Raw genomic sequence first — 24,461 nt, forward strand, 5'->3', positions numbered from 1 at the left:
AATAGCGTTTTGGACCCACCTGACCCCATGCCGAACTCAGTAGTGAAACGAAACAGCGCCGATGATAGTGTAGCATTTGCTATGTGAAAGTAGGACATTGCCAGGCTCCAAATTTAGTCGAGAGACTTTAAATTGAATAAATTATAAAAATAAGAAAATTGAAACGAATTTTCTTGGTAAAAATAGCGTTTTGGACCCACCTGACCCCATGCCGAACTCAGTAGTGAAACGAAACAGCGCCGATGATAGTGTAGCATTTGCTATGTGAAAGTAGGACATTGCCAGGCTNACGAAACAGCGCCGATGATAGTGTAGCATTTGCTATGTGAAAGTAGGACATTGCCAGGATTTAAATTAAAGAAACCCGTTACAGTAATGTAACGGGTTTTTTGCTTTTTAGAATTTATAAAGTAAGCACAAGCTATTTAAAAAGTGAAAGCGTACTTACTGTTTGCATGCTAAAATTCTGCTTTATATAACCGTGTAATTGAGGTTTCTATTGCCTACTACTGATTATCAACAAGTATTGAATGACATAACCCAAGAGGTAGCTCCCTTATTATCACAAGGTAAAGTGGCCGATTATATTCCGGCGTTGGCAGAGGTTGATCCCGAACAATTTTCTATTGCTATTTACACTACCTCAGGCGAAACATTTTGTGCGGGTGATTGTACGCAACAATTTACTATTCAATCTGTATCAAAAGTAATGACATTAACGTTAGCATTACAACGTTATGGTGATGAACTGTGGCATCGCGTGGGGAAAGAGCCATCAGGAACTGCATTTAATTCGCTTACTCAGTTGGAATTTGAAAAAGGCATACCTCGTAACCCATTTATTAATGCAGGTGCGATTGTAACCTGCGATGCTTTATACAGTCGCTTATCGGCTCCTATGCATACTATGCTTGAAACATTTCGGGCTTTATCGGGGAATAGGTGTATAGCAATAGATAAAAAGGTAGCAAACTCAGAATATGAGTTTAGGCATAGAAATGCGGCTATGGGGCATTTAATGAAGTCATTTGGTAACTTTGAAAATGAAGTGGATGATGTGCTTTGGGCTTACTTTAACTTTTGTGCTATTGAACTAAATTGTATTGAACTGGCAAAAGCGTATAATTTTTTAGCTAATAATGGGATTGATAACACTTCAGGTAAACGGGTGTTACCGAGCCGTCAAACTAAGCAGCTTAACTCTTTACTCTTTACCAGTGGTTTATATGATGCAGCAGGTGACTTTGGTTATAGGGTAGGTATGCCGGGGAAATCTGGGGTGTCTGGTACGGTTTTAGCGGTATTACCTAATAAATTTACTGTTGCGGTATGGTCACCAGGGTTAAACTCTTTTGGCAACTCGGTGGCGGGAATAGCAGCATTAGAGCTGCTATCAAAAAAACTCGACATTTCAATATTTTAAGGAGCTATTGCTCCTTAAAATCTTATTTATCCCAGTAGACTAGTTCGAGGCAATCTTCGCGCTCTGGTAAACCACGAGATAAGCGAGGAGAGTGCTGCACTAATACTTCAAAGCTTGCTCTGTTAGCGTATTTACTTATTTGTGATAATGACGAGTAGGTAATTGCTTTTTGCTGGTGTTTTGCTGAGTTACTGACGTTTATTTTATGATAAACATTGGCAGATAAATCATGTAAAACCGCCGCAAGCGCACAATCACCAGCACCATTGGTGTTTTTGATTGAATCAGGGCCACCCATAAATGGGGCTGTGTGGCTATAGGCTCTAATTGGATCATCACAGTCAGCTTTGCGCATAGCACGTGAGAACTCATAACGATTAAAATCTGGAATTGCACCAGGTAATAATGTGTACTCGGTTTCGCGTTTTAATTGCTCGTCAACGTAACCTGCCATGAATAAGCCTTTTTCACCGGCAGTACAAATTACTAAGTCGACCCAATCAAGCGCTTTATCAGCTGCTAAAAGGGGATCTTCAAAACCAGTAATTGCCAAGCCTTCCTCTTCGTTCATTGCAAGAATATCGACATGCTTTTCAACAAAGTTAGCCCACCAGGTTGGATCTTGTTCAATTAAGAATTTAGTTCCAAGTGTAAGTACCACAGGCACACCAGCATCATTAGCGTATTTAACCGCTTGTATGGTGGCTTCTGTCATGGTTTCTGCGCCTTGAGTGCGCATTAAATAAGCACTGATCACCAACGCGGAAGAATTTTCAATAAGGCTTTTATCGATAGATTCAGGGCGTAAGTGGTTCATTAACCCTGCACTTATAGCAAAGGTTCGCTCACCAGTTTCATCAATTAGTGTAAAGCAGCGACCAATTGGCCCATCTACTGGTTGTAAATAATCTAAATCTACGCGGCTTGAGGTATTACATAAAAAACGATAAGCATAACTGCCTATATTTATGTTTTCACTCATTACGCCCAATAGCACAGATCTGTCATCGGCAAGTACTGAATAGTTGTGCATAGTATTACCAACGGTTCCGCCAGCATACTCGTAGTCAACCATTTCATGTAGCTTTAAACGCTCATATAAGGCGTTAGTGACGTCACTATCTATAACTTGTGACATGCCTCGTTGCAGCTTAAATTCATCAAGGAAAGCTTGATCGACCTTGGCTTCGATATCGACAACAATCTGATCGATTCCGGTAATATAGCTACTGTGTAATCTTTCTGTGGCGTTAAGTTGATTAGTTAGTGGATCTTTGGCTTCCACTGGAAAATAATGTTTATGCCTGCGACGTCCAGGAAATTTCATTTGCTACCCGTATTGTGAGCTAAATAAAAAAAGCGTGAGATTATAGCGCGAATCCCCCCTTAGGAGCCACGATAAACCGTTTTAATTTGTTTTATTTTTGCAATAAATGCCGTAATTACGCACTTTAATTAGCTAACTTGATATAATCCATGCATAAAAAATAATTAAAGTAGCTTCAATGAACGAACGATTTGATGACCACTATTGGATGCAACAAGCGTTAACGTACGCAAAGCAAGCAGAACAACTAGATGAGATCCCTGTTGGTGCCATTCTTGTTAAAGACAATCAGCTTGTTGCTGCAGGGTATAACCGTTCTATTACTGATAATGACCCATCAGCTCATGCTGAAATGATGGCTGTACGTAAAGGCGGTAAAGCACTTAATAATTATCGTTTAATTGATTGCACGCTTTATGTGACCTTAGAGCCATGCTCTATGTGCGCGGGGTTATTAGTGCACAGTAGAATTAAGCGTTTAGTGTTTGGTGCTGCCGATGCTAAAACAGGATCTGCTGGCTCTATTATGAATTTGTTGCAAGAGCCTAAGCTAAATCATCAGGTGGAGGTATTAGGTGGTGTACTAGAGGGGCAGTGCGCTACTATTATATCTGACTTTTTTAAGCGCAGAAGAGCGCAAATTAAGGCAGCCAAAAAGGCTGCTCGTAATAGCAATGAACTTTAACTTGCTGCCATTAAAGCATCTAGCTCTGCCATTTTTTGCATTGCAAACATGCGGCGGCGCCAAATTATTTTTTTATGTAAATTACGCAGCATAACGCGGCGTCGAGTTGCTGTTGAGTTAATTGTTTTTCGTTTGAATCTTTGCGTGCGTTTACGTTTTAGCATGTTTTCTCCTAATGCAATAATGAGAAATGCACAAATTATATCCAAATTACTCAGATGTTTATCATTAATTAATGTGAATATATAATTAACACACATTATTGAACATTTGATGACAAGTAAACAGTTTTTTAATTACCCAGGGCGTATTTACTTAGAGTAATGAATTAGTTGTTATTATTATCGTTTGTCAGTTTACTATTTTGCTTCAACCTCATCCCCAATTTTAGGGGCAACTACAGGTGCTTCTGGTTTTTCTTCTATTGCGTTATTTTCATCAAGCCAAACTAGGGCATCGTAATAACGGCGAATATTATCAACATAGCTCACCGCAACATCACCACGAGAATAGCCATAACGCGTTTTTCGGTAGTAACGTTTTTTAATTAGTAATGGTAAGCGCTTTTTAACATCGGCCCACTTATCAGGGCTTGCGCCTTGTTGTTTAGTAATAATTCGTGCGTCGTTTACATGTCCCCAGCCTACATTATACGCAGCAAGTGCGAGCCAGGTTCTGTCTGGTTGTGGAATACGATCAGGGATACGTTTAATTAGTTTACTTAAGTATTTTGCGCCACCGCGAATATTTTGCTCTGGCTCTAACCTATTAGTAACCCCAACCTGCTTAGCTGTATTACGGGTTAGCATCATAATTCCTCGCACCCCAGTTGGGGATTTTGCTCGCGGGTTCCACATAGACTCTTGATAGCTTAATGCTGCGAGTAAACGCCAATCAAGTGTTCCGGCATATTGTTCAAACCATGGTTGGTATTTAGGCAGTGTTTCTTTTATTGCTTCAATATAGGCAAGTGTATTTACGTAGTTAAATTGACGAACGTGACCAAAGTATTTTTCTTCAAGTACATAAAGTTGATTATTTTGTTTTGCTTCACCAAAAAAAGGGACTAATAAAGCATAAAGCGAATCGTCATTTGATTTACGCAGCATCCACGCGATCGGGTCGTTATGCGTAATTGAAAAACCAATACTTAAATTAGGGTGATAACGACGAAATAACGATAACGTATGGGTGTCGGCTAAAGTGTAATCTATTTCGCCATCAATAACGGCTTGTAGTAACTCTTCTTCGTCAAATTCTTCGGTTTCGCTCCAGTTAAGTTCTGGATTGCTTTTTTTTACTTTTTGTAAAGTAAGTGAGTGACTACTTTTAGCTATAACCATGAGATTACCAGTTAAATCATCATAGTCGCGTGGTCGCTCTATACCTTGTTTATACACTAGTTTTTGACTAATGGTTCGGTAGGTAGGGCCAAAACGATATTGTTGTGCACGTGTTTTATTATAGGTAAGGCCTGAGGCAATTAAATCAAGATCACCGCTTTGCAGGCGTGCAAACATGTCTGATAAATTAAAAAATGGGACTATTTCAAGCTCTACACCTAAATAGTCTGCAAAGGCCTGAGAAAGCTCGTATTCAAAGCCTTGCTCACCTTGTACTGCCTGATAATAGTTACTGGCACTGGCTAATGTACCCACTCTAATTTTGTTTTGCGCTTTTATTTGGGCAAGTTGAGTCGACTGCTCTTGTATATCGCATGCACACAACAGCATAACTAAAGTAATAATTATGATTAGTTTTTCTTTCAACATTGTTTGCCTCTTTAACGCCCTAATCCCCGTTATAACAAAACTTAGCCATTACGTCACTTAGCGTTTAGTTTTATTCGTATCGAGTGGCTGTAAATAAAGAAAAAAAGTTAATTTTATGAAAAGCGAAATTATGAGTTAAATCTAAGTGCTACTTAGACTATAATGTTGCCCTAAAATATCGTTCAATCCCTAACCCCGGATGAAATTATCTATGTTGATCCTTCGTGGTGCACCAGCACTTTCAGAGTTCAGAGTTAATAAAATTTTAGCGCGTTGCCAACAATCGCAACTTCCTGTCACCAACGTATATGCTGAATATGCGCACTTTGCCGACTTAACATCGCCATTGAGTAGCGCTGAGCAAACCAAGCTTGAAAAACTATTAACCTACGGTCCAACTATTGCTGAGCATACCCCAGCAGGTAAACTTGTATTAGTAACACCTCGCCCTGGCACTATTTCGCCTTGGGCTTCTAAAGCAACCGACATAGCCCATAACTGTGGCTTAAAGCAGGTTCATCGTGTTGAACGCGGTATTGCTTATTATGTTGAAGGTGAGCTAAACGCAGAGCAACTTTTACAAGTAACGGCGTTATTACATGACCGTATGACCGAAGCAACCCATAGCCAGTTTGAGGATGCTGCGCAACTATTTCGCAGTGATGCACCGCGTCAAATGTCATCTGTAGACATTTTAAGTGGTGGGCGAGAAGCGCTTGCAATTGCTAACGTTGAACAAGGTTTTGCCCTTGCAGATGACGAAATAGATTACCTAGTAGAAAACTTTATAAAGTTAGGCCGTAATCCTAACGATATCGAATTGTTTATGTTTGCCCAAGCAAACTCAGAGCATTGTCGTCATAAAATATTTAATGCTGACTGGACAATCGATGGTGAAGAGCAGCCAAAGTCGCTGTTCAAGATGATTAAAAATACTTTTGAGAAAAACCCTGAAAATGTATTGTCGGCATATAAAGACAATGCCGCGGTAATGAAAGGCTCAAAAGCGGGGCGCTTCTTCCCCAATGCGCAAGGTGAATATGCGTATCATCAAGAAGACATCGAAATACTAATGAAAGTTGAAACTCATAATCACCCAACCGCCATAGCGCCATTTTCAGGTGCTGCTACAGGCTCAGGTGGTGAAATACGTGATGAAGGTGCTACTGGCCGTGGTTCTAAGCCTAAAGCTGGTTTAGTTGGCTTTACTGTTTCTAACTTACGTATTCCTGGTTACGAGCAACCGTGGGAAAGTGATTTTGGTAAACCTGGGCGTATTGTTACCGCTTTGGATATTATGACTGAAGGGCCGCTTGGCGGCGCTGCATTTAATAATGAGTTTGGCCGTCCTAATTTGTTAGGTTACTTTCGTACCTATGAAGAGCAAGTGACAAGCCATAATGGCCTTGAGGTACGTGGTTACCACAAACCAATTATGCTTGCCGGTGGTTTAGGTAATATTCGCACAGACCATGTACAAAAAGGTGAAATTCCTGTTGGTGCTAAGCTCATTGCTTTAGGTGGCCCAGCAATGAACATAGGTTTAGGCGGCGGTGCAGCATCAAGCATGGCGTCTGGGCAATCAAATGAAGATTTAGATTTTGCTTCAGTACAACGCGAAAACCCAGAAATGGAACGTCGTTGCCAAGAAGTTATCGACAAATGTTGGCAGCTAGGTGATGAAAACCCAATTGCGTTTATTCACGATGTGGGCGCCGGTGGTTTATCAAACGCATTTCCTGAACTAGTAAATGACGGTGGCCGTGGTGGTAAGTTTCAACTACGCGATATTCCAAATGATGAGCCAGGTATGGCACCACACGAAATTTGGTGTAACGAATCGCAAGAGCGTTATGTACTTGCCGTAGGTGTTGAAGATTTTGACCGTTTTGAAGCTATTTGTAAGCGCGAACGTGCACAGTACGCGGTAATAGGCGAAGCGACTGCTGAGCCACACCTAACGGTTGCCGATAGCCACTTTGATAATAACCCTGTTGATTTACCACTAGACGTATTATTAGGTAAAGCACCTAAAATGCATCGCGATGTAACCTCAAAGCAGGTTGTAGGTAAAGCACTTGATGTTACAAATATTAATGTAGCAGATGCGGCGCAGCGTTTATTGCGCTTACCAACCATTGCAGAAAAAACCTTCCTTATTACAATTGGCGATCGCTCGGTAACAGGCTTAGTAGCGCGCGACCAAATGGTTGGCCCTTGGCAAGTGCCTGTGGCTAACTGTGCTGTAACTGCTGCTACATACGATACTTACCATGGTGAAGCTATGTCGTTGGGCGAGCGCACTCCTGCAGCGCTATTAAATTACGCTGCATCGGCGCGTTTAGCTGTGGCAGAGTCGTTAACAAATATTGCCTGTGCAAATATTGGTAGCCTTGAAAATATTAAGCTTTCGGCTAACTGGATGGCAGCAGCGGGTCACCCTGGTGAAGATGCTGGTTTATATGAAGCAGTAAAAGCCATAGGTGAAGAACTTTGCCCAGCGCTTGGTTTAACAATTCCAGTAGGTAAAGATTCTATGTCGATGAAAACGACATGGAAAGATGAAGGTGATTCACAAGAGAAATCAGTAACATCACCGCTATCGTTAATTATCACTGCCTTTGGCCGTGTTGACGATGTACGTAAAACAGTGACACCGCAGCTACGTACCGACAAAGGCGAAACATCACTTATTTTAGTTGACTTAGGTGCGGGTAAAAACCGCATGGGCGCATCAAGCTTAGCGCAGGTTTATAAGCAATTAGGTGATATAACGCCTGATGTTGATAGCCCAGAGTTATTAAAAGGCTTTTATAACGCCATGCAAGTATTGGTAGCTGATAGTAAGTTACTTGCTTATCATGACCGTTCAGACGGTGGTTTATTTACCACAGTTGCCGAAATGGCATTTGCTGGCCACACAGGTGTAACTGTTGATATTAATGGCTTAACAGGCAACGACATTGAAGCGCTTTACAACGAAGAGCTTGGCGCTGTTATTCAAGTGGCTAATAGTGATTTAGATGCAGTTAATGCGGTACTTAAAGATCATGGCTTAGCGACAATCAGCCATATTATAGGCACGCTTAATAGCGACGATGCGATTGTATTTAACCGTGGTAAAAATACCGTGCTGAGTAACACGCGTACAGAGCTGCGTACTATGTGGGCAGAAACAACGTATCAAATGCAGGCGCGTCGCGATAACCCTGAGTGCGCTAAGCAAGAGTTTGATGCCAAATTTGATGTTAAAGATCCTGGCTTAAACGTTAAGTTAAACTTTGACTTAAACGAAGATATAGCAGCACCGTATATTGCAACGGGCGCTAAACCACCAATGGCTATTTTACGTGAGCAAGGAGTTAACTCTCATCTAGAAATGGCTGCCGCATTTAATCGTGCTGGTTTTGCTGCCATTGATGTACACATGAGCGATATTCTAGAAGGGCGTTTATCGCTTGAGCAGTTTAAAGGCTTAGTGGCATGTGGTGGTTTCTCTTACGGTGACGTATTAGGTGCAGGCGAAGGTTGGGCTAAGTCGATATTGTTTAACGACATGGCGCGTGAACAGTTCCAAAGCTTTTTCCACCGTGAAGATACCTTTAGTTTAGGTGTGTGTAATGGTTGCCAAATGTTATCTACTTTAAAAGAGTTGATCCCAGGTACTGAGCATTGGCCACGTTTTGTAACGAATAAATCAGAGCGTTTTGAAGCACGTTTTAGCTTAGTAGAAATACAAGAAAATCCATCGGTATTCTTTAATGGTATGGCTGGTTCGCGTATGCCAATTGCAGTATCGCACGGTGAAGGTCATGCTGAATTTGCAAACGATAACGCAGTTAAAGCAGCATTAGACTCGGGTACAGTAGCGGTTAAGTTTGTAGATAACTACGGTAATCCTACAACGCAATACCCAGCAAATCCAAATGGCTCGCCAGAAGGGATTACAGGTATTACCTCAACCGATGGACGTGCAACAGTAATGATGCCGCATCCTGAGCGCGTATTCCGTGCTGTTGCTAACTCTTGGCACCCAGATGAGTGGCGAGAAGATAGCCCGTGGATGCGTATGTTCCGCAACGCGCGTAAAAATGTAGGTTAATAACCTAACTGCTCAATTTAGGTTCATTTAAGTTGAGTATAATAAAAAGGCTGCCTTGTGCAGCCTTTTTTGTTTATGATTACCTAGAACCTAGAACCTAGAACCTAGAACCTAGAACCTAGAACCTAGAACCTAGAACCTAGCACTAATATTAAGGATAATATGTTTAAGCGTGTGAGTTTAATTATTAGCAGTTTATTACTAAGCATAATTTTGCTTGGTTATATATTTCGTTTGCCATTAGTCCAGTGGGCTATAACACCGCAATTAGAAAAAGCGGGTATTACACTCAGTTGCTTAGATTTTTCGGTTACAGCTCAATTAAATGTTCATGCCGACAAAGTATGCTTAACTTATCAAAATCAACAATTAGAGCTAATCGATATTACTGTAAATACAAAGCAAGTGATTGTTGAGCATGCAGTATTAAGTATAAATCCACTTCCCAAAAGTAATCAAAGTAGCTCCGCGGCAAAAAAACTTGCTCTCGCGCTGCCAGAAAAACGTCCATTAATTGCTATAAAACAGCTGGTAATAAAGAGTAATGACTTTAACAAGCCACTAAAAATAAATTTAGCAGAGCCGATTTTAAATCAATTTAATATAACAGGCGATATAAACGCTAAAGCAATTTTAGCTAATAATAAACTAACAGGGCAGTTTTCTGTTGATGACTCTCTGTTAAAGCAGCTTATAAATACCGAAAATACAGTCGTTGCAGGTATTAGCTTTAGTACTCAGCAAGTATTTAGCTTTGATGGTATTGAACTGCAGTTAAATGGCGATGTAAACGCACAGTTTGAATATGCTATGGAGCAGTGCCGGCTTGAAGCATTGGCTGATGGTAGGTTAATTATTGGTTTTAATTTAAATAGTAAATTAGTTGAGCTAGATTCGAGTTTGTTAAACAATAAATTAAATTTAACGCCTACGTGTAGCTCACTCATTCCGCCGAGTGATTATGCTGATTTTATAGCTGAGCAAACCCCTTTAAATTGGCAGATTAAACTTCCTAAAGTGATTAGTATTACTAATAACCACCTTACTTTGCCAATGCTAAATATAATTAGCGAAGGAGATAATCAATTTGAAATAACTCTAATGGAGTCAGAGCTTAATTTTACCAACCTTTGGGCGGATTTTAAAAGCATGTTAGCGGTTAGTATAAGTACGCCAGATATTAAAAACATTGAGCTTAATGCAGAATTTAAAAATAACACACTTAAAGGTAATTATACTGTTGCGCTTAATTCACTTCCCGATTTTATTGCCAGTACTAGTAGTAATAAAATTAGCGCTAATAAAGTTAACGCCTCAGGGCAATTTAATTTAATAAATATAGTCGATGGAAAACCAAGTGGTAATGCTACAAGTAGATTAACAGCCGCACAGGTTGATTTTGCACAACTGAGTGTAGAGCAATACGAAGGTCGCTTAACGGCACAGCTAGATGATGCTTTAAACGCACAAATAACACTAAAAACCCTATTTAAAACGTTAAAATATAACGAATTTAAATTAACAGATATAAGCAATACCATAACTGCTAAAGCAAATTTAAGTCATGGTGAATTATTTGCAGACCTTAGTGCTAATACAGTAATAAATAAATTTAATAGCCCTGTTATAAAACTCAATAATATAAAAGTTGCTTCTACAGGATTGCAAAGTCGCGCTCTAAAAGCATCACATCACGTATTTGTAAACGATATTGAATTAGCGGTAAACCATCATATATCGGCAGTGGAACATCCATTTGAAATAGTAGTACCTACACAAAGTATAGTGTTATTAAATACCTTTATTCATCAGTTTGAGCCATTAGCGCAGCTTACACAGGGAACGTTTAATGGCCGAATCAGCGGGGATGTAAATTTACAACATGCCTCGTTTGCAATGGAGTTAAACAACGTAAGTGCGCTTTATAACGATTACCTTGCCAGCGATTTAAGTAGCCAATTTGTTGGCGAATATAATTCAGGGCAGCTTAATGTAAAACCCACTACCTTTAACTTAAATGAACTAAGGGCTGGTGTTGTTATTAAAAACATTAAAGGGAACTGGCAGGTTAAAAACAATAATGCGCGTATATTTGACATTGCAGGAGCGTTATTTGATGGTGAGTTTAGCCTTGATAAATACTCGCTTAATGACCTGCAGCAAGTTGCTAATGTTAAATTTAAAAACATTGATGGCAGTAAACTTATTACACTTGATGAACAGTCGGGGATTACGCTTTCAGGGCGTTTTGCCGGCACTTTGCCAGTGCACTTTAATAACACGGGTATTGAGGTAGTAAATGGCAGTTTAAGTAATCAAGGAACGGGTAAGTTAATGATTACTAATAACGCAGCATTTGATTCAGTTATGCAGCAGCAACAAGAGTTACAGCCTGTATTGGGATTACTTAAAAATCTTGATATACAAAAGCTTAATAGCAGTGTGGCACTTAAAAGTGATGGTTGGCTAAAGCTTGGCGTAAATTTGCAAGGTTATAATAAGCAAGCAGAGCAGCAAGTTAACTTTAATTATAATCATGAAGAAAATATATTTACTTTATTACGTGCATTGCGCTTAAGTGATGAAATTACACAAAAAGTTGAGCAACAATACTCACAAAAAGGAAACTAATGATGAAACAGTCGTTAAGCATAAAAGTACTTATTGTATTTGCAGCAATAAGTGCCCTTGGTGCGTGTACGCACCGAGTAGAGGTAGCTGCTAAAGAGCCTATTACAATTAATTTAAATGTGAAGGTTGATCACGAAATTCGTGTAAAAGTAGATAAAGAACTCGATAATTTATTTAGTGACGACAGTGAGTTATTTTAAGGAGCTAGGATATGAAAGTTAACAACAAATTAAGCATAATTACATTAGTTAGTGCTGTATGTATGTCTTTTTCGGCATGGGCTATTAGTTTAGATGATGCTAAAAGCCAAGGTTTAGTAGGCGAAGATAGCTCAGGCTATTTGGGCTTAGTGGTACAAAATGCAGAGGCTAAAGTGGTCGTTGATACCATTAATGCTAAGCGTAAAGCACAGTATTTAAAATTAGCGCAAAAAAATAACTTGTCACTGTCGCAAGTAGAGGCGTTAGCGGCGGCAAAAACAATCGAAAAAACCCAAAGAGGTCATTTTGTTGAAGTAAATGGTAATTGGGTTAAAAAATAACGAGTTATTTACTGTTATATGCTATTTACTGTTATATATAACCGAGCGCTTTAAGCGCTCGGTTTTTTACACCCTTCGAGTAACTGTTGCCAAAAATCGATACCCTTGCGCCTTGCTAAATTTATATTATGCTCAGGTATAGATTCGGGTTCGTTATAACTCTCAAGTGCTGCACTGATACTTGCTTCGCGAATTAAATGCAAAGTAGGAAAAGGGGAGCGATTAGTATAGTTTGCCGCATCGCTTGCATCGCTATCGGCAAATACATAATCGGGATGAAAATTAGCAATTTGATACTTACCTTCAAAACCTTGGGCTACTAACAGCGCGTTGGCTAAGTCAACCAAGTCTAAAAAGTCTTCAAAGTCGCTAAAGCCGTTATCAAACATAATAAGTGTGGTTTCGCGTGCAGCCTCTCGGTCAAGCTCAATACATTGCTCAAGCATGTCCATTACTGCATCGTCTATGCTGCTTGCAGGGCTTACAAAATAATGAATACAGTTATTTTCTACTTCTTTGCGGGCAAAGGGACAAAAGTTATATTTTACAATAACATTTGAAACCCATTCGCGGGTTTGGCTTATGGCTATGTTGGTCACGGTTTTGGCTCTAAATATTGATTAATAATGTTAAGTGTTTTTTGTATAGCACCTTGGTTATTGGCCACGCATTGCGCTGCTTTTTTACCTAAAGTTTGGCATGCTTTGCTGTTTTGATTTAATGCTATAAGTTGTTGTGTTAGCTCATCAGCATTATCAACCACAATAGCGCCTTTGAGCTTTATAAGCTCAGGGTAAATATGATCAAAGTTATAGGTATGCGCCCCGCTGATAACGCCCACTGAAAATGCAGCTGATTCAAGAGGATTATGGCCACCGCGACGAATTAAACTACCGCCAATAAAACTCACATTAGCAGCGCCATATAAGTATTGCAGCTCGCCAAGCGTATCTGCTAACAAGACGTTTTCGTTATTATAATTATTATTGCTGCGACGACTAAAACTCAGTGTACTTTGCGTTAGTAAATCTGCAACCTTATTGAACTGTTCAGGATGGCGCGGCGCTATTATGAGTAACGCATTGGGTTGTTTTTCTAATAGATTTTTATGAGCGCTAATTACCTGCTCATGCTCGATAGGGTGAGTGGAGCCTGCAACCCATATAAAGCGCTGCTCTAAATTATAAAGCTGTTTGAGTGCAGTTACCTTAGTTAGTTGCTCTTGGGTAGGTGTAATATCAAATTTTATTGAACCTGTAACTTTGCTTTTATGTGGCTCAAGGCCAAGCTCTATAAAGCGTTTGGCGTCAGTTTTATTATGACTGGCCAATACAGTGATAGAGCGCATAATAATATGCGTTAGCTTAGCTACTTTTTGATAACCCTGTTGCGATTTTTCAGACAAGCGAGCGTTTAAAACAAGTACCGGAATATTTCTATTGCGACTACTTGCCATAAGGTTGGGCCACAGTTCAGTTTCTAAAATACACAGGGCTTGTGGCTTTACTCGTTTTAAAAATCGGGCGGTTGCAAATGGAAAGTCCATAGGTAAGTAGCAGCAGGCTACCGTGTTTTTAAACTGCGTAATGATTTGCTCACGACCAGTAGGGGTGTTGCACGTTATAAGTATATTTAATTTAGGGTGCGCTTTTTGTACTGCTTTGATCAGGGGGGTAGCGGCGAGTACCTCACCTACAGATGCACAATGCACTAGCAGCGGCTTATTGTTATTGGCAAATAAAGACTTGTCCACAAAACCAAAGCGCTGTTTAAAGTGCGCTCTATAACCTGGGGTTTTTTTACCGCGTAATACATATAAATAAAATACGATTAGTGGGCTAATAATCATTAATGCGAGTGAATAAAAAATGCGTGCCATACTAAGCTTTTATAAGGGTAAGTCGTCTTAGTTTAACGTGAAAATGATCAATTCTAAACACAGAAAAGATAATATATGGTTTGTGTTCAGCTGCTACCCGATAAAATAATAATAACGCTATTCAAGTTAGCTCAAAATACCTGTTTCAGTAATATGTATATTGAGGTGATTTGGGTATAGATTTATGGAATAATGAAATTAATTTTTCCTGCCATTTCAATTCCTAGAGGAATTTACCATGTCAATTATCGATTCAGTAGCAACGAGTTACCTTGAGAGTTTAAATCGTCATTTAGCATTATTTGAAACGATGGAGGCTTATCATCAAGAGTCTATGCAATTGTTAGAAGTGTGCCATAGTGCATTACAAGCAGGCGGTAAGGTTGTTTGGCTTGGTAACGGTGGTAGTGCGGCCGATGCACAGCATTTAGCGGCAGAATTTGTAGTGCGTTATAAATTAGAGCGTGGTCCACTTGCATCTATGGCACTTACAACCGATACGTCAATTTTAACTGCGCACAGTAACGACTATCATTTTGACACTGTGTTTGAACGCCAAGTACAAGCCTTATGTAAACCAGAAGATTTAGTTATAGGGTTAACCACATCAGGTACAAGCGCCAATATTAATCTAGCGTTAGCAGCAGCGAATAAAATAGGGGCCTTTACCGTAGCATTAACGGGGCGTGATGGCGGTGAAGTTAAAAATATTGCCAAATTACCTATTATTATTAAAAACGATGAAACAGCGCGAATTCAAGAAGCACACATGTTTATTGGCCATTGGTTATGTGAAGCTATTGATATGGTAGTTGCGGAGCAGCAGTAATGGATTTATCGCTATTAAAAAACTTATCAGCCGCACGTATTTTGGTGGTTGGCGATGTAATGCTTGACCGTTATTGGTATGGTGATTCAGGGCGTATTTCCCCAGAAGCTCCGGTACCGGTAGTAAAAGTAAGCAAATTAGAAGACAAAGCCGGTGGCGCAGCAAACGTGGCTAAAAATATAGCCCGATTAGATGGTAAAGTAGGCCTACTTGGCTTAATAGGCGAAGATGAAGGTGGACAGATACTAGAAGGCATTTTAGAAGGTGAAAAAATAAATTCACAGTTAGTAAGTGTATGCGACTTACCGACAATTTCTAAAATGCGAGTGATTAGCCGTCATCAACAAGTTGTACGGCTAGATCTAGAAGAGACGTTTACAGAGCAACACAGCCAGCTGTTATTAAACCGTTTAGAGCTAGTACTTGATGAGTACGATTTTATAGTGTTTTCTGATTACAATAAAGGTTCATTGAGCCTGATTGAAAACATGATAAGCCTAGCTAAAAAAGCAGGGAAAACGGTACTCGTTGATCCTAAGTCGTCTGATTTACATTTATATAGAGGTGCAGACTACATTACACCAAATTTAAATGAGTTTAAATTAGCGGGTGGGCAAACAGACTCAGAAGAGGGCTTGGCAACAAGTGCGCGTAAGCTCATAAGTGACGCAGGCATAAAAGCAATGTTGCTAACGCGTTCAGAGCAAGGAATGTCGTTAATTAGTGCGACTGAAAAATATGATTTTGCCGCGCAAGAGCTTGAAGTCAGTGATGTAACCGGCGCAGGCGATACAGTTATAGCAACTCTAGCCGTGATGCTAGGGGCGGGAATGACACCTAAAAATGCGGTGGAAATTGCTAACTTAGCAGCGGGCATTGCGGTGAGTAAATTAGGTGCGGCCACAGTGTCGCCAGAAGAACTTAGTCGTAAGCTGGGTCAATATTTACATGCCACTGGTGAGCATTATCAAACTCCGTTTGACGATGTGCTGCAGCATATAGAGTTTGCAAAACAAAATGGCGAAACAATTGTATTTACCAATGGCTGCTTTGATATTTTGCATGCTGGGCACGTACGCTATTTAGCACAAGCAAAAGCGCGTGGCGATAGATTAGTGGTGGGGCTAAATAACGATGCGTCTATATCACGATTAAAAGGCGCCGATAGGCCAATTAATCCGCTAGATGAAAGAGCTATGGTATTAAGTGCACTTTCCTCTGTTGATTGGGTTATTCCATTTGGTAGTGCGGATGAAAATGACACACCGGCTAAATTAATTGAGCAAATTAGCCCAGATATTTTAGTTAAAGGTGGCGACTACACGGTTGAACAAATAGCCGGTGCTGAGCATGTACTGCTTCACGGCGGAAAAGTTGAGGTGCTTGAGTTTTTAGATGGTTGCTCAACTTCAAAAGTGATTAGTAAGATTAAGCAGTAATTACGACGGTTATTAATGAATTAAAAAAGGGATGAAAACAGTGTTTTCATCCCTTTTTATTTGCACTTATTATCCTAGTTTAGGATAGCCAAAAATCCCGAATTTAAAAGTTATATTCATATTTAGCAAATGCAGATGTGTCGTTTTCTGCTGCATCGTTATTTGATGCAAAAGCGCCTAGCGTTAAGCGCCCACCCATAGCAAGTTGCCTGTAACGTATTTCAAGCTGTTTACTGTTATAAGCTGTTTTAGTAATGGTATTGCCTAAATCAGGGTTATTAGGGTAGCGATCGCGGTTATCATTGTTGTAATCAACATCGCGTAATTTAACTTGCCAATCATCTCCATTTGAAAGCTGGCCTAGCACAGTTAGTACTAGTGATTGCGCGTCATTATCAAATGTTGAACCTATGGTACGGCCATGGTAGCGGTAACCAGATTTGTAATCTGAATGCTCGTAATAGCAGTTTTCACTGCTTGATTCAGCAGAGCATGTTACGCCCGTATCTATGTACTCTACATTTACTAATACGTTTTGATCATAAATACGATGAGTAGTTTGTACACCAAATAAATAGGCTCTGTCGACAGGTTTAAACTTTGAGCTGGCATCTTCACCAATGGTACTTGCATAAAGCGCATACGGTTGGCTAAATAAAGTGTCAGACCAGCGAATATCTATACCCGCAAGTTGATTACCAAGTTTAGACTCTAATTGGCTGTCACATTTAGTTGAGCCATCAACACAAGTTGTTTGCCCAGTAACCATATCAATAAAGTCACCCGCTGAACTAGGTTGGCCATCACCAGCCCATTGCGCTGACCAGCTCAGTGCAATTTCTAATTGCTGTAATGGTCTGAAATTAACGCGAGTACTCCACAATAAAGCATCAGGAATTACACGAGTAGATTCTAACTGAGCCATTTGTGCGGTAAATCCCCATTGGCCTAACCAGCTTAGCCAAGGGGTTTCAAAGGCAGTGCTTTGCTCACGAGTCACGCTCATTGCAGGCAATGGTTTAGCGTTGCCCGACATAATTAAACTATTATCAACCCCCGGGCCCCAAAACTGCTCTATGGCACCGGCTCTAAAAATCCAGTTACCTAAACGGTAGGCTATATAACTGCCATCAAAGGAGGTGTCATTACAGTCAGTAAGTGCTTGCTCATCTAGCACTATATCGTCTGCAGTTTTCCCAGTAACAAAACACTTTTTGCCATCATTGCGATAATTAACCGCTACTTTAGCGGCAAAACTGTCGCCTAAATAGGCGTAGGCAGCAGATGCTTCTGACTCTTGGGTATTAGTTGCGCCAAAACTGGTGGCAACAATTGTATCTGAACTTGCAAAAGCAGACATCTGTACACTGTGAGATCCCGTATTTTCAGACTTGTAACGATGTTTTACCCGTAATAAAGCATCTTGCAAGTTTGGCGATAACTGGCCTAGGGGAGTGTTGTCTACTTCACTTATAAAGCTCTTCCACATTAGAGGGTAAGTGGTTACCGGGGCTAAAATAACGCCAGCATCGGCTAAAAGTTGAATATCAGCTCTTAACCCATAATCATCTGGTTTTACCCATGGCTCTGCGTTAACCGGCGCGCTCATTACGCAAAAAAGTGAAGACAATATAAAAATTTTGTTTCGCAAAGTTCAGATCCTTGTGATTTAAATTACCTTAAGTTTAGCAATCAAAGCACTTTATTGCAGTAACTAAATGGGCGCAGTAAGGCTAAAAATAAGATAAAAAGGGTCGCTATCTATCGCTAAAACTATGTGATTGATATACTGAGTGCCAAATCGGAAATTGAGATTGTAATGAGCAAAAAACGACTTTTATTTATTCCTGTATCATCACCAGAGGGCATTGGTGAATATATGCGTTCACTTTTGCTAGCACAAACGCTAGAAAATGAATGCCCAGGGGATATAAATATCCACTTTATTTTAAACAAACATACGGCTTACGCTAAATGTTGCCCTTTTGAAACCACACTTTTAGAGAGGTCGGCAACCAAAGAAACCAAAGCAGTTTGTCAATTTATTGAACAATATAAACCTGATGTGGTGGTGTTTGATTGTGCTGGTCGTGCTGAGCATATGAAAGCGGCAAAAAAAGTGGGCGCAAAAGTTGTTTTCATTTCGCAACATGAGAAAAAACGAGCCAAAGGATTAAAGCTTAATCGTATTGGTTTAATTGACGTGCACTGGGTAATACAGCCAGATTACTGCATCGAGCCACTTACATGGCTAGAAAAGCTTAAATTAAATACCTTTGCTTTAGCACCTCCGCATAATGTAGGTCCCTATACTGCGTTTGCCTCTGAGCAACAAAAGCAGCAAGTATTAAACGACTATGATTTAACAAAAAATGAATATTTTATAGTGAATGCAGGCTCAGGCGGACACACTTTAAACGGTCAAAATTGTGCTGATATTTATTTTCAAGCTGCACTGGCCATCACTCAACGTACCTCGCTAAAGGGGGTTGTTGTTTTTGGGCCCAATTACACCAAGCCGTTACCGCAAACTGATGAATTAATTTGCATACCAAGTCAGCAGGGTAGTGAGTTTTTGGCATTGTTAAGCCAAGCTAAAGTAGCGCTATTAAGTGCGGGCGATACATTATTACAAGCTATTGCGGTACAAACTCCTACAGTCGCTTGCGCTATATCAAAAGATCAAAGTAACCGTATTGCACGCTGCGTTACTACTGGCGTGGTAATAAAAGCTAAACTCGATATTTTAGACATAACCAATAAAGTAAACGAGATAATCACCGAACCTAATTATCAAAATATACTCAGTAACTACGCGTTATTTGCAAACGTTCATAGTTTTGATGTAATTAACCAAGGTGTAAAAGTATTATTATTAGGAAGCAAATAATGAATATAGTGATAGTAATTGATTCACTGGTTGGCGGTGGTGCTGAAAAAGTAATGCTTACTTTAGCTGAGCAAATAGCGACACTTAAACACAATGTGACTATTTTATCCCTTGCTAATAGCGTTGAATACGATATCCCAAGTAACTTACAAGTTGAGAGCTTATTTACGGATAGAGCGTCGAAGGTTGACCGTTTTTGGCAGCGCAAAGCAAGTGTAGCTAAACTAGAGTCGTGGTTTGAAAAAAAGAGAAGTGAAGTCGGGTACATTGACTTAGTACTGTCAAATTTAGATCGAAGTAATAACCTGCTTGCGCGTAGTAATGTCGAAAATGTCCATTTTGTTATGCATAACTCAGTAAATGCTGAGCTAGCAAGGCAAAAAAAATTAGGGCCTCTTTCTTATTTATACCTTAAAAAAAGTAAACAAAACTTAAATGATAAATCACTCATTTGTGTATCCAAAGGGGTTGAAAATGAAATTACCCAAGGTAACTTAATTACTCCAAGTGCGATCACTACAATTTATAACCCGTTCGATTTAAAAAAAATAAATCAGCAAGCCAGTGAGCTAAACACTAACATTCCTAATGTGCCTTACCTTATTCATGTTGGGCGATTAGCCAAGCAAAAACGTCATGATATTTTATTCGCAGCGTTTGCTAAGTTAGATAAAAAGTACAAACTAGTACTGTTATGTAACAAACCGACAAAGGCATTAAAACTTGCACAGCAATATGGAATTGCAGAGCAACTGATTGTGCCAGGGTTTGAGCAAAATCCATATAATTGGATAAAACATGCCAAAGCGCTAGTATTAAGCTCAGACTTTGAAGGGTTTGGGAATGTATTAGTGGAAGCACTTGCAGTAGGTACACCAGTGGTGAGCACTAACTGTACTTTTGGCCCCAGCGAAATACTAACAGGTGCGCTAAGTAAATATTTAGTGCCAATACAGCAAAGTGAGCAGTTAGCACGTGCAATTGAACAAGTGCTGGCAGATAAGCCAAACGTTACAAATGCAGCTATTTTACAACAAGTAAGCGCAGAGCAGGTGGCTGCCAAGTACTTAGCTTTAGCTAATTAGCTGCTAAAGTAAGTTAACGTTTAAGCTTTGTGTAACAAGCATACAAGGCTTGCCAGTCGCTGGCTTGCCAGTTAAATACAGGGTTACGGCCTTGTTCTTTTAAAAATGAGCGCTTTAGGCGCTCCATATTACTTTGTTGCCATTGTAAGGCGGGCGTTTTAATTTCGCCGCGATCAAAGTCAATAATATATATCTGGCCAGTGTCATTAAATAAAATATTATTAATGTTTAAATCTGCGTGGTATACGCCTTTACGGTGAAAGAGCGCAATGGTTGTGGCGATACTTGTTAATTCAGATTCAGTTAAAGCACGCTCAACGAGTATATCCAGTACACTTTTGGCACCTGTTACCGCCTCGGTAATAATATCACCGCGGTAAATTAACCCGCTTCGAGTCACTTTTGCAGCAATGGGAGTTGGTACATTTAAGCCAAGCTCAATTAACTGCGCCATTAAAGCAAACTCTTTATATACTCGCGTTTGCTCAAAGCCTAAATACAAGTATTGGTCACTGAGTAATTTACCGACCAAGCCACCGCGCCAATAATGTCTTAGCACAGCGGTTAGTTCATTATTTTTAAAAAACCACGCCATTGCGCGGCCTTTTTTAGCACCCACTATTTTATTTTGTTGCTGCCAGTAGTCGGCATTAAACCAGTTTAAATTAACCTGATTTTCATAACTAGGGTGGCTCAGCAGAGTATGCTTACCTTGGACGTGTTGTTTGAACATAGCTCACAGGTATTACTTAAATATGCGCCTATGTTAGCGCGTTTTAAAGCCGAGGATAAGTACTTGCAATAGCGCGATTATAATTTAAGATCGGGTTTTACTATTTAATGCCCAAGGAAACGCGTGACTTCAGTGCCTAACTACTCCTCTATTTGTATTTTAAGACTCTCTGCTATTGGCGATGTATGCCATGCTGTGAGTGCAGTACAAGCGATTCAAAAAGCGCATCCTAATGCAAAAATCACTTGGGTTATTGGCAAAGTAGAAGCTATGTTATTGGCTAACTTACCCGGTGTTGAGCTGGTGGTGTTTGATAAAAAACAAGGCCGCGTAGCACTGAAAAATTTAAAGCAAACTTTTAAAGGGCAAAACTTTGATGTACTGCTTAATATGCAGGTGGCATTAAGGGCCGGATTTGTTGCACGTTGTATTCCTGCAAAAGTTAAAATAGGCTTTGATTGGGCGCGCTCAAAAGAGCTGCATAGCCTATTTATAAATAAACGCATTGCAGCGCAGCCACATGCGCACGTGTTAGAAGGGTTTAAAGGCTTTGCTAAAGCCATTGGCGTAAATGATTATCAGCCAAGTTGGGAAATGCCTTATACACAGCAAGATCAAAACACAGCCGATGAATTACTCACTGCAGAATATTTATCTAATAAGCTGTTTGTTATCTCTCCAGCAGCAAGTAAAGCACAGCGTAATTGGCTTCCCGAACGTTATGCCGCGCTTGCTGATTATGCCCATCAGCAGGGATTTAAAGTGGCCTTGACCGGCGGCCCTACCGAGCTGGAAATAAACCTTGCCAATAATATTATTAAACACAGCCAACACAGCATTTTAAACCTAATTGGTAAAACTAAGCTTAAAGAATTGTTGTGCGTGTTAAAACGCGCCAGTGTAGTACTAGCCCCAGATACTGGCCCTGCCCATATGGCAGTAACGGTAGGCACTCCTGTTATTGGGCTATATGCCCATTCAAACCCAGCGCGTACAGGGCCGTATTTATACCAAAACTATGTGGTTGAGGTATATCATCAAAACTTGCTTCAACAAACGGGTAAAACAGCGCAGCAGCTGCCTTGGGGCACACGTATTAAAGGTGACGATTTAATGAGCCAAATTACCATTGATGCGGTAAAAGCTATGTTTGATCATGTTGTGCAAAAAGAGTCGTTATAATGAATCAATCACAAAAAAATAAAGCGCTATTTTTAGATAGAGATGGCGTAGTAAACGTTGATCATGGCTATGTGTATCAAAGTGAGCGGTTTGAATTTATCGAAGGAGTATTTAGCACGTGCAAGGCATTTTATGATGCCGGTTATAAAATTATTATTGTAACTAATCAGTCAGGTATTGGCCGTGGTTATTACACCGAGGCTGACTTTATAGCACTGACCAGCTGGATGAAAGCACAGTTTAGCGCACATCAGATATTGATAAGCGACGTTTATTTTTGCCCTCATCATCCTAAAAATGCATTGCCTGAGTATTTAAAACAGTGCGCTTGCAGAAAACCAGCCCCTGGTATGCTACTACAAGGTATTAGTGAGCATAATATCGATCCGCAGCAAAGTATTATGGTAGGCGATAAAAAAAGTGATATGCAAGCTGCAGAACAAGCTGGCATTGCCACGCGCGTATTGGTGCACTCTGGCCAGCAGTTTGATGACAGCGCCAAACAAACTGCAGATTTTATTTTCAATTCAATTAATGATTTACCAGCACTTTTATAAATTTAAATACGCCCCCCAATTCAGGCACTGTAAACTGGCAGGAATTGCTGCCAAATTTATAATTTGCGATGAACTGCAAACAGTGCATTTTATTCGTTAAACTTTTACAATACCCCACATAATAAACAGTAGCTTTGTTTTGCTGTTTAACCTGTTAAATCAAATGGAGACTAAAGATGAGAGCATCTGCTTTTTTTAGCCAGCTACAACAGCAAATTGAAGACGTAAAAACTGAAGGTTTGTATAAAAGCGAGCGTATTATTTTATCGCAGCAGCAAGCTCAAATTGAAGTTGCATCAGGCAAAGTAATTAACTTTTGTGCTAATAATTACCTAGGCTTAGCAAATAGCCCTGAGCTAATAAAAGCAGCGCAAGATGGCTTAGACGCACATGGTTTTGGTGTGGCCTCAGTACGCTTTATTTGTGGTACGCAAGATATTCACAAAACGTTAGAGAAAAAAATCAGTGAGTTTTTAGAAACTGAAGATACTATTTTATACTCATCGTGCTTTGATGCTAATACAGGTCTGTTTGAGACTATTTTAGGCGCAGAAGACGCGATTATTTCGGATTCACTTAATCATGCTTCAATTATCGATGGCGTACGTTTATGTAAAGCTAAGCGTTTTCGTTATGCTAATAACGATATGGCTGACCTTGAAAAGCAGCTTATTGCCGCGACCGAAGCAGGTGCTAAAACTAAGCTAATTGCTACAGATGGCGTGTTCTCTATGGATGGCGTTATTTGTGATTTAGTCACTGTGTGTGATTTAGCTGATAAATACGATGCATTAGTAATGGTTGACGACTCGCATGCTGTGGGCTTTGTTGGCGAAAATGGTAAAGGCACACCAGAGTATTGTAACGTGCTTGATCGCGTAGATATTATTACCGGTACCTTAGGTAAAGCATTGGGCGGTGCATCAGGTGGTTATACATCAGGTAAAAAAGAAATTGTTGAGTGGTTGCGTCAACGTTCGCGTCCTTACTTATTTTCAAATTCATTAGCTCCGGCAATTGTGACTGCATCGATTAAAGTGCTTGAAATGCTAGAAAGTGGTGGCGAGCTTCGCGCTAAGCTTTGGTCAAACGCTAAATACTTCCGCGAGCAAATGGAAGCAGCTGGCTTTACCTGTGGTGGTAAAGATCATGCCATTATTCCAGTTATGCTAGGCGATGCTAAAGTTGCATCATTAATGGCTGATAAGTTATTAGTTGAAGGTATTTATGTAACCGGTTTTTCATTCCCTGTTGTACCTAAAGGTCAGGCACGTATTCGTACCCAAATCTCAGCTGCACATAGCATTGAACAACTTGATACCGCCATTGCTGCCTTTACCCGTATTGGTAAAGAAATGGGCGTTATTTAATTTTATTGTAAACCGC

At 40.0% G+C, this 24,461-nt stretch carries 20 protein-coding genes and 2 rRNA genes; 15 read left to right on the forward strand and 7 right to left on the reverse strand.

The window, feature by feature from the left end; translation table 11 throughout:
- From rrf (I6E78_RS12780) to glsB, 3 genes are all read left to right on the forward strand, one after another.
- A 5S ribosomal RNA gene (rrf, locus tag I6E78_RS12780) occupies positions 1-106 on the forward strand; the annotation flags it as partial.
- Positions 107-172: 66 nt separating this feature from the next.
- Positions 173-287 (forward strand): 5S ribosomal RNA (gene rrf, locus I6E78_RS12785).
- A gap of 212 nt (positions 288-499) precedes the next feature.
- Positions 500-1,423 (forward strand): glutaminase B, encoded by a 924-nt coding sequence (gene glsB / locus I6E78_RS12790; protein WP_011328992.1) that lies wholly within the window; start codon positions 500-502, stop codon positions 1,421-1,423.
- A 22-nt stretch (positions 1,424-1,445) separates the two neighbouring features.
- Here glsB and I6E78_RS12795 read toward each other — a convergent pair whose 3' ends face one another.
- On the reverse strand, positions 1,446-2,750 hold the full coding sequence (locus I6E78_RS12795) for an inosine/guanosine kinase (RefSeq protein ID WP_011328991.1): 1,305 nt from the start codon (positions 2,748-2,750) through the stop codon (positions 1,446-1,448).
- Positions 2,751-2,928: 178 nt separating this feature from the next.
- Between I6E78_RS12795 and tadA the strand changes: the two genes are divergently transcribed.
- Entirely contained in the window at positions 2,929-3,435 is a 507-nt protein-coding gene (gene tadA / locus I6E78_RS12800; RefSeq protein ID WP_086998976.1) for a tRNA adenosine(34) deaminase TadA, read from the forward strand.
- Here the strand turns inward: tadA and I6E78_RS12805 are convergent.
- Positions 3,432-3,599 carry a hypothetical protein gene (locus I6E78_RS12805; RefSeq protein WP_167376939.1) on the reverse strand — a complete coding sequence of 56 codons (168 nt, stop codon included), beginning with the start codon at positions 3,597-3,599 and terminating at the stop codon, positions 3,432-3,434. The two genes, tadA and I6E78_RS12805, sit on opposite strands and share 4 nt — an antisense overlap.
- 195 nt (positions 3,600-3,794) lie before the next feature.
- The gene (mltF, locus tag I6E78_RS12810; protein WP_011328988.1) at positions 3,795-5,207 is read right to left on the reverse strand and encodes a membrane-bound lytic murein transglycosylase MltF; all 1,413 of its coding nucleotides are present in this window, start codon (positions 5,205-5,207) and stop codon (positions 3,795-3,797) included.
- A 211-nt stretch (positions 5,208-5,418) separates the two neighbouring features.
- On the opposite strand from mltF, the gene purL reads away from it, so the two are divergent.
- The 4 genes from purL (at position 5,419) to I6E78_RS12830 (ending at position 12,481) form a co-directional block, all read left to right on the forward strand.
- Positions 5,419-9,309, forward strand: coding sequence for a phosphoribosylformylglycinamidine synthase (gene purL / locus I6E78_RS12815; RefSeq protein WP_089368671.1), 3,891 nt, complete (start codon positions 5,419-5,421; stop codon positions 9,307-9,309).
- Positions 9,310-9,471: 162 nt separating this feature from the next.
- Positions 9,472-11,940, forward strand: a complete 2,469-nt coding sequence (locus tag I6E78_RS12820; RefSeq protein WP_197182659.1) for a YdbH domain-containing protein — start codon at positions 9,472-9,474, stop codon at positions 11,938-11,940.
- A 2-nt stretch (positions 11,941-11,942) separates the two neighbouring features.
- The gene (locus I6E78_RS12825; RefSeq protein WP_011328985.1) at positions 11,943-12,140 is read left to right on the forward strand and encodes a YnbE family lipoprotein; all 198 of its coding nucleotides are present in this window, start codon (positions 11,943-11,945) and stop codon (positions 12,138-12,140) included.
- Between the two features lie 11 nt (positions 12,141-12,151).
- Positions 12,152-12,481, forward strand: coding sequence for a YdbL family protein (locus I6E78_RS12830; protein ID WP_011328984.1), 330 nt, complete (start codon positions 12,152-12,154; stop codon positions 12,479-12,481).
- A 50-nt stretch (positions 12,482-12,531) separates the two neighbouring features.
- Here I6E78_RS12830 and I6E78_RS12835 read toward each other — a convergent pair whose 3' ends face one another.
- Together I6E78_RS12835 and waaA are read right to left on the reverse strand one after the other, a co-directional pair.
- Positions 12,532-13,080, reverse strand: a complete 549-nt coding sequence (locus tag I6E78_RS12835) for a DUF1415 domain-containing protein (protein ID WP_197182660.1) — start codon at positions 13,078-13,080, stop codon at positions 12,532-12,534.
- A complete protein-coding gene (gene waaA / locus I6E78_RS12840) occupies positions 13,077-14,360 on the reverse strand; it encodes a lipid IV(A) 3-deoxy-D-manno-octulosonic acid transferase (protein WP_197182661.1) in 1,284 nt (427 codons plus the stop codon). The genes I6E78_RS12835 and waaA overlap by 4 nt, the downstream gene beginning before the upstream one ends.
- A gap of 238 nt (positions 14,361-14,598) precedes the next feature.
- Between waaA and I6E78_RS12845 the strand changes: the two genes are divergently transcribed.
- Positions 14,599-15,189 (forward strand): SIS domain-containing protein, encoded by a 591-nt coding sequence (locus I6E78_RS12845; protein ID WP_011328981.1) that lies wholly within the window; start codon positions 14,599-14,601, stop codon positions 15,187-15,189.
- Positions 15,189-16,628, forward strand: a complete 1,440-nt coding sequence (gene hldE, locus I6E78_RS12850; RefSeq protein WP_011328980.1) for a bifunctional D-glycero-beta-D-manno-heptose-7-phosphate kinase/D-glycero-beta-D-manno-heptose 1-phosphate adenylyltransferase HldE — start codon at positions 15,189-15,191, stop codon at positions 16,626-16,628. Before I6E78_RS12845 ends, hldE begins: the two co-directional genes overlap by 1 nt.
- A 103-nt stretch (positions 16,629-16,731) precedes the next feature.
- On the opposite strand, the gene I6E78_RS12855 is transcribed toward hldE, so the two are convergent.
- Positions 16,732-18,237: a capsule assembly Wzi family protein gene (locus I6E78_RS12855; RefSeq protein ID WP_197182685.1), complete on the reverse strand. Its 1,506-nt coding sequence runs from the start codon at positions 18,235-18,237 to the stop codon at positions 16,732-16,734.
- A 210-nt stretch (positions 18,238-18,447) separates the two neighbouring features.
- On the opposite strand from I6E78_RS12855, the gene I6E78_RS12860 reads away from it, so the two are divergent.
- Positions 18,448-19,518 (forward strand): glycosyltransferase family 1 protein, encoded by a 1,071-nt coding sequence (locus I6E78_RS12860; protein ID WP_197182662.1) that lies wholly within the window; start codon positions 18,448-18,450, stop codon positions 19,516-19,518.
- Positions 19,518-20,603: a glycosyltransferase gene (locus tag I6E78_RS12865; RefSeq protein ID WP_197182663.1), complete on the forward strand. Its 1,086-nt coding sequence runs from the start codon at positions 19,518-19,520 to the stop codon at positions 20,601-20,603. Before I6E78_RS12860 ends, I6E78_RS12865 begins: the two co-directional genes overlap by 1 nt.
- Positions 20,604-20,616: 13 nt before the next feature.
- Here I6E78_RS12865 and I6E78_RS12870 read toward each other — a convergent pair whose 3' ends face one another.
- Positions 20,617-21,336: a 3-deoxy-D-manno-octulosonic acid kinase gene (locus I6E78_RS12870; protein ID WP_197182664.1), complete on the reverse strand. Its 720-nt coding sequence runs from the start codon at positions 21,334-21,336 to the stop codon at positions 20,617-20,619.
- Between the two features lie 123 nt (positions 21,337-21,459).
- Here I6E78_RS12870 and I6E78_RS12875 point away from each other — a divergent pair, with 123 nt between their 5' ends.
- The 3 genes from I6E78_RS12875 to I6E78_RS12885 all read left to right on the forward strand — a co-directional run bounded on the left by I6E78_RS12875 (position 21,460) and on the right by I6E78_RS12885 (position 24,445).
- The gene (locus tag I6E78_RS12875) at positions 21,460-22,518 is read left to right on the forward strand and encodes a glycosyltransferase family 9 protein (protein WP_197182665.1); all 1,059 of its coding nucleotides are present in this window, start codon (positions 21,460-21,462) and stop codon (positions 22,516-22,518) included.
- The gene (gmhB, locus tag I6E78_RS12880; protein WP_011328974.1) at positions 22,518-23,075 is read left to right on the forward strand and encodes a D-glycero-beta-D-manno-heptose 1,7-bisphosphate 7-phosphatase; all 558 of its coding nucleotides are present in this window, start codon (positions 22,518-22,520) and stop codon (positions 23,073-23,075) included. The genes I6E78_RS12875 and gmhB overlap by 1 nt, the downstream gene beginning before the upstream one ends.
- Before the next feature lie 176 nt (positions 23,076-23,251).
- The gene (locus tag I6E78_RS12885) at positions 23,252-24,445 is read left to right on the forward strand and encodes a glycine C-acetyltransferase (protein ID WP_197182666.1); all 1,194 of its coding nucleotides are present in this window, start codon (positions 23,252-23,254) and stop codon (positions 24,443-24,445) included.
- Positions 24,446-24,461: the final 16 nt, after the last annotated feature.

It is taken from the genome of Pseudoalteromonas sp. NZS127 (assembly GCF_015864805.1).
Lineage (GTDB): Bacteria > Pseudomonadota > Gammaproteobacteria > Enterobacterales > Alteromonadaceae > Pseudoalteromonas > Pseudoalteromonas nigrifaciens.

Coding starts and splice junctions, on each gene's coding strand:
- I6E78_RS12845 (WP_011328981.1), top strand. CDS start 14,599: ATGTCAATTATCGATTCAGTAGCAACGAGTTACCTTGAGAGTTTAAAT.
- I6E78_RS12805 (WP_167376939.1), bottom strand. CDS start 3,599: ATGCTAAAACGTAAACGCACGCAAAGATTCAAACGAAAAACAATTAAC.
- I6E78_RS12870 (WP_197182664.1), bottom strand. CDS start 21,336: ATGTTCAAACAACACGTCCAAGGTAAGCATACTCTGCTGAGCCACCCT.
- purL (WP_089368671.1), top strand. CDS start 5,419: ATGTTGATCCTTCGTGGTGCACCAGCACTTTCAGAGTTCAGAGTTAAT.
- mltF (WP_011328988.1), bottom strand. CDS start 5,207: ATGTTGAAAGAAAAACTAATCATAATTATTACTTTAGTTATGCTGTTG.
- I6E78_RS12885 (WP_197182666.1), top strand. CDS start 23,252: ATGAGAGCATCTGCTTTTTTTAGCCAGCTACAACAGCAAATTGAAGAC.
- hldE (WP_011328980.1), top strand. CDS start 15,189: ATGGATTTATCGCTATTAAAAAACTTATCAGCCGCACGTATTTTGGTG.
- waaA (WP_197182661.1), bottom strand. CDS start 14,360: ATGGCACGCATTTTTTATTCACTCGCATTAATGATTATTAGCCCACTA.
- I6E78_RS12825 (WP_011328985.1), top strand. CDS start 11,943: ATGAAACAGTCGTTAAGCATAAAAGTACTTATTGTATTTGCAGCAATA.
- tadA (WP_086998976.1), top strand. CDS start 2,929: ATGAACGAACGATTTGATGACCACTATTGGATGCAACAAGCGTTAACG.
- gmhB (WP_011328974.1), top strand. CDS start 22,518: ATGAATCAATCACAAAAAAATAAAGCGCTATTTTTAGATAGAGATGGC.
- I6E78_RS12830 (WP_011328984.1), top strand. CDS start 12,152: ATGAAAGTTAACAACAAATTAAGCATAATTACATTAGTTAGTGCTGTA.
- I6E78_RS12865 (WP_197182663.1), top strand. CDS start 19,518: ATGAATATAGTGATAGTAATTGATTCACTGGTTGGCGGTGGTGCTGAA.
- I6E78_RS12795 (WP_011328991.1), bottom strand. CDS start 2,750: ATGAAATTTCCTGGACGTCGCAGGCATAAACATTATTTTCCAGTGGAA.
- I6E78_RS12820 (WP_197182659.1), top strand. CDS start 9,472: ATGTTTAAGCGTGTGAGTTTAATTATTAGCAGTTTATTACTAAGCATA.
- I6E78_RS12855 (WP_197182685.1), bottom strand. CDS start 18,237: ATGAGCGCGCCGGTTAACGCAGAGCCATGGGTAAAACCAGATGATTAT.
- I6E78_RS12860 (WP_197182662.1), top strand. CDS start 18,448: ATGAGCAAAAAACGACTTTTATTTATTCCTGTATCATCACCAGAGGGC.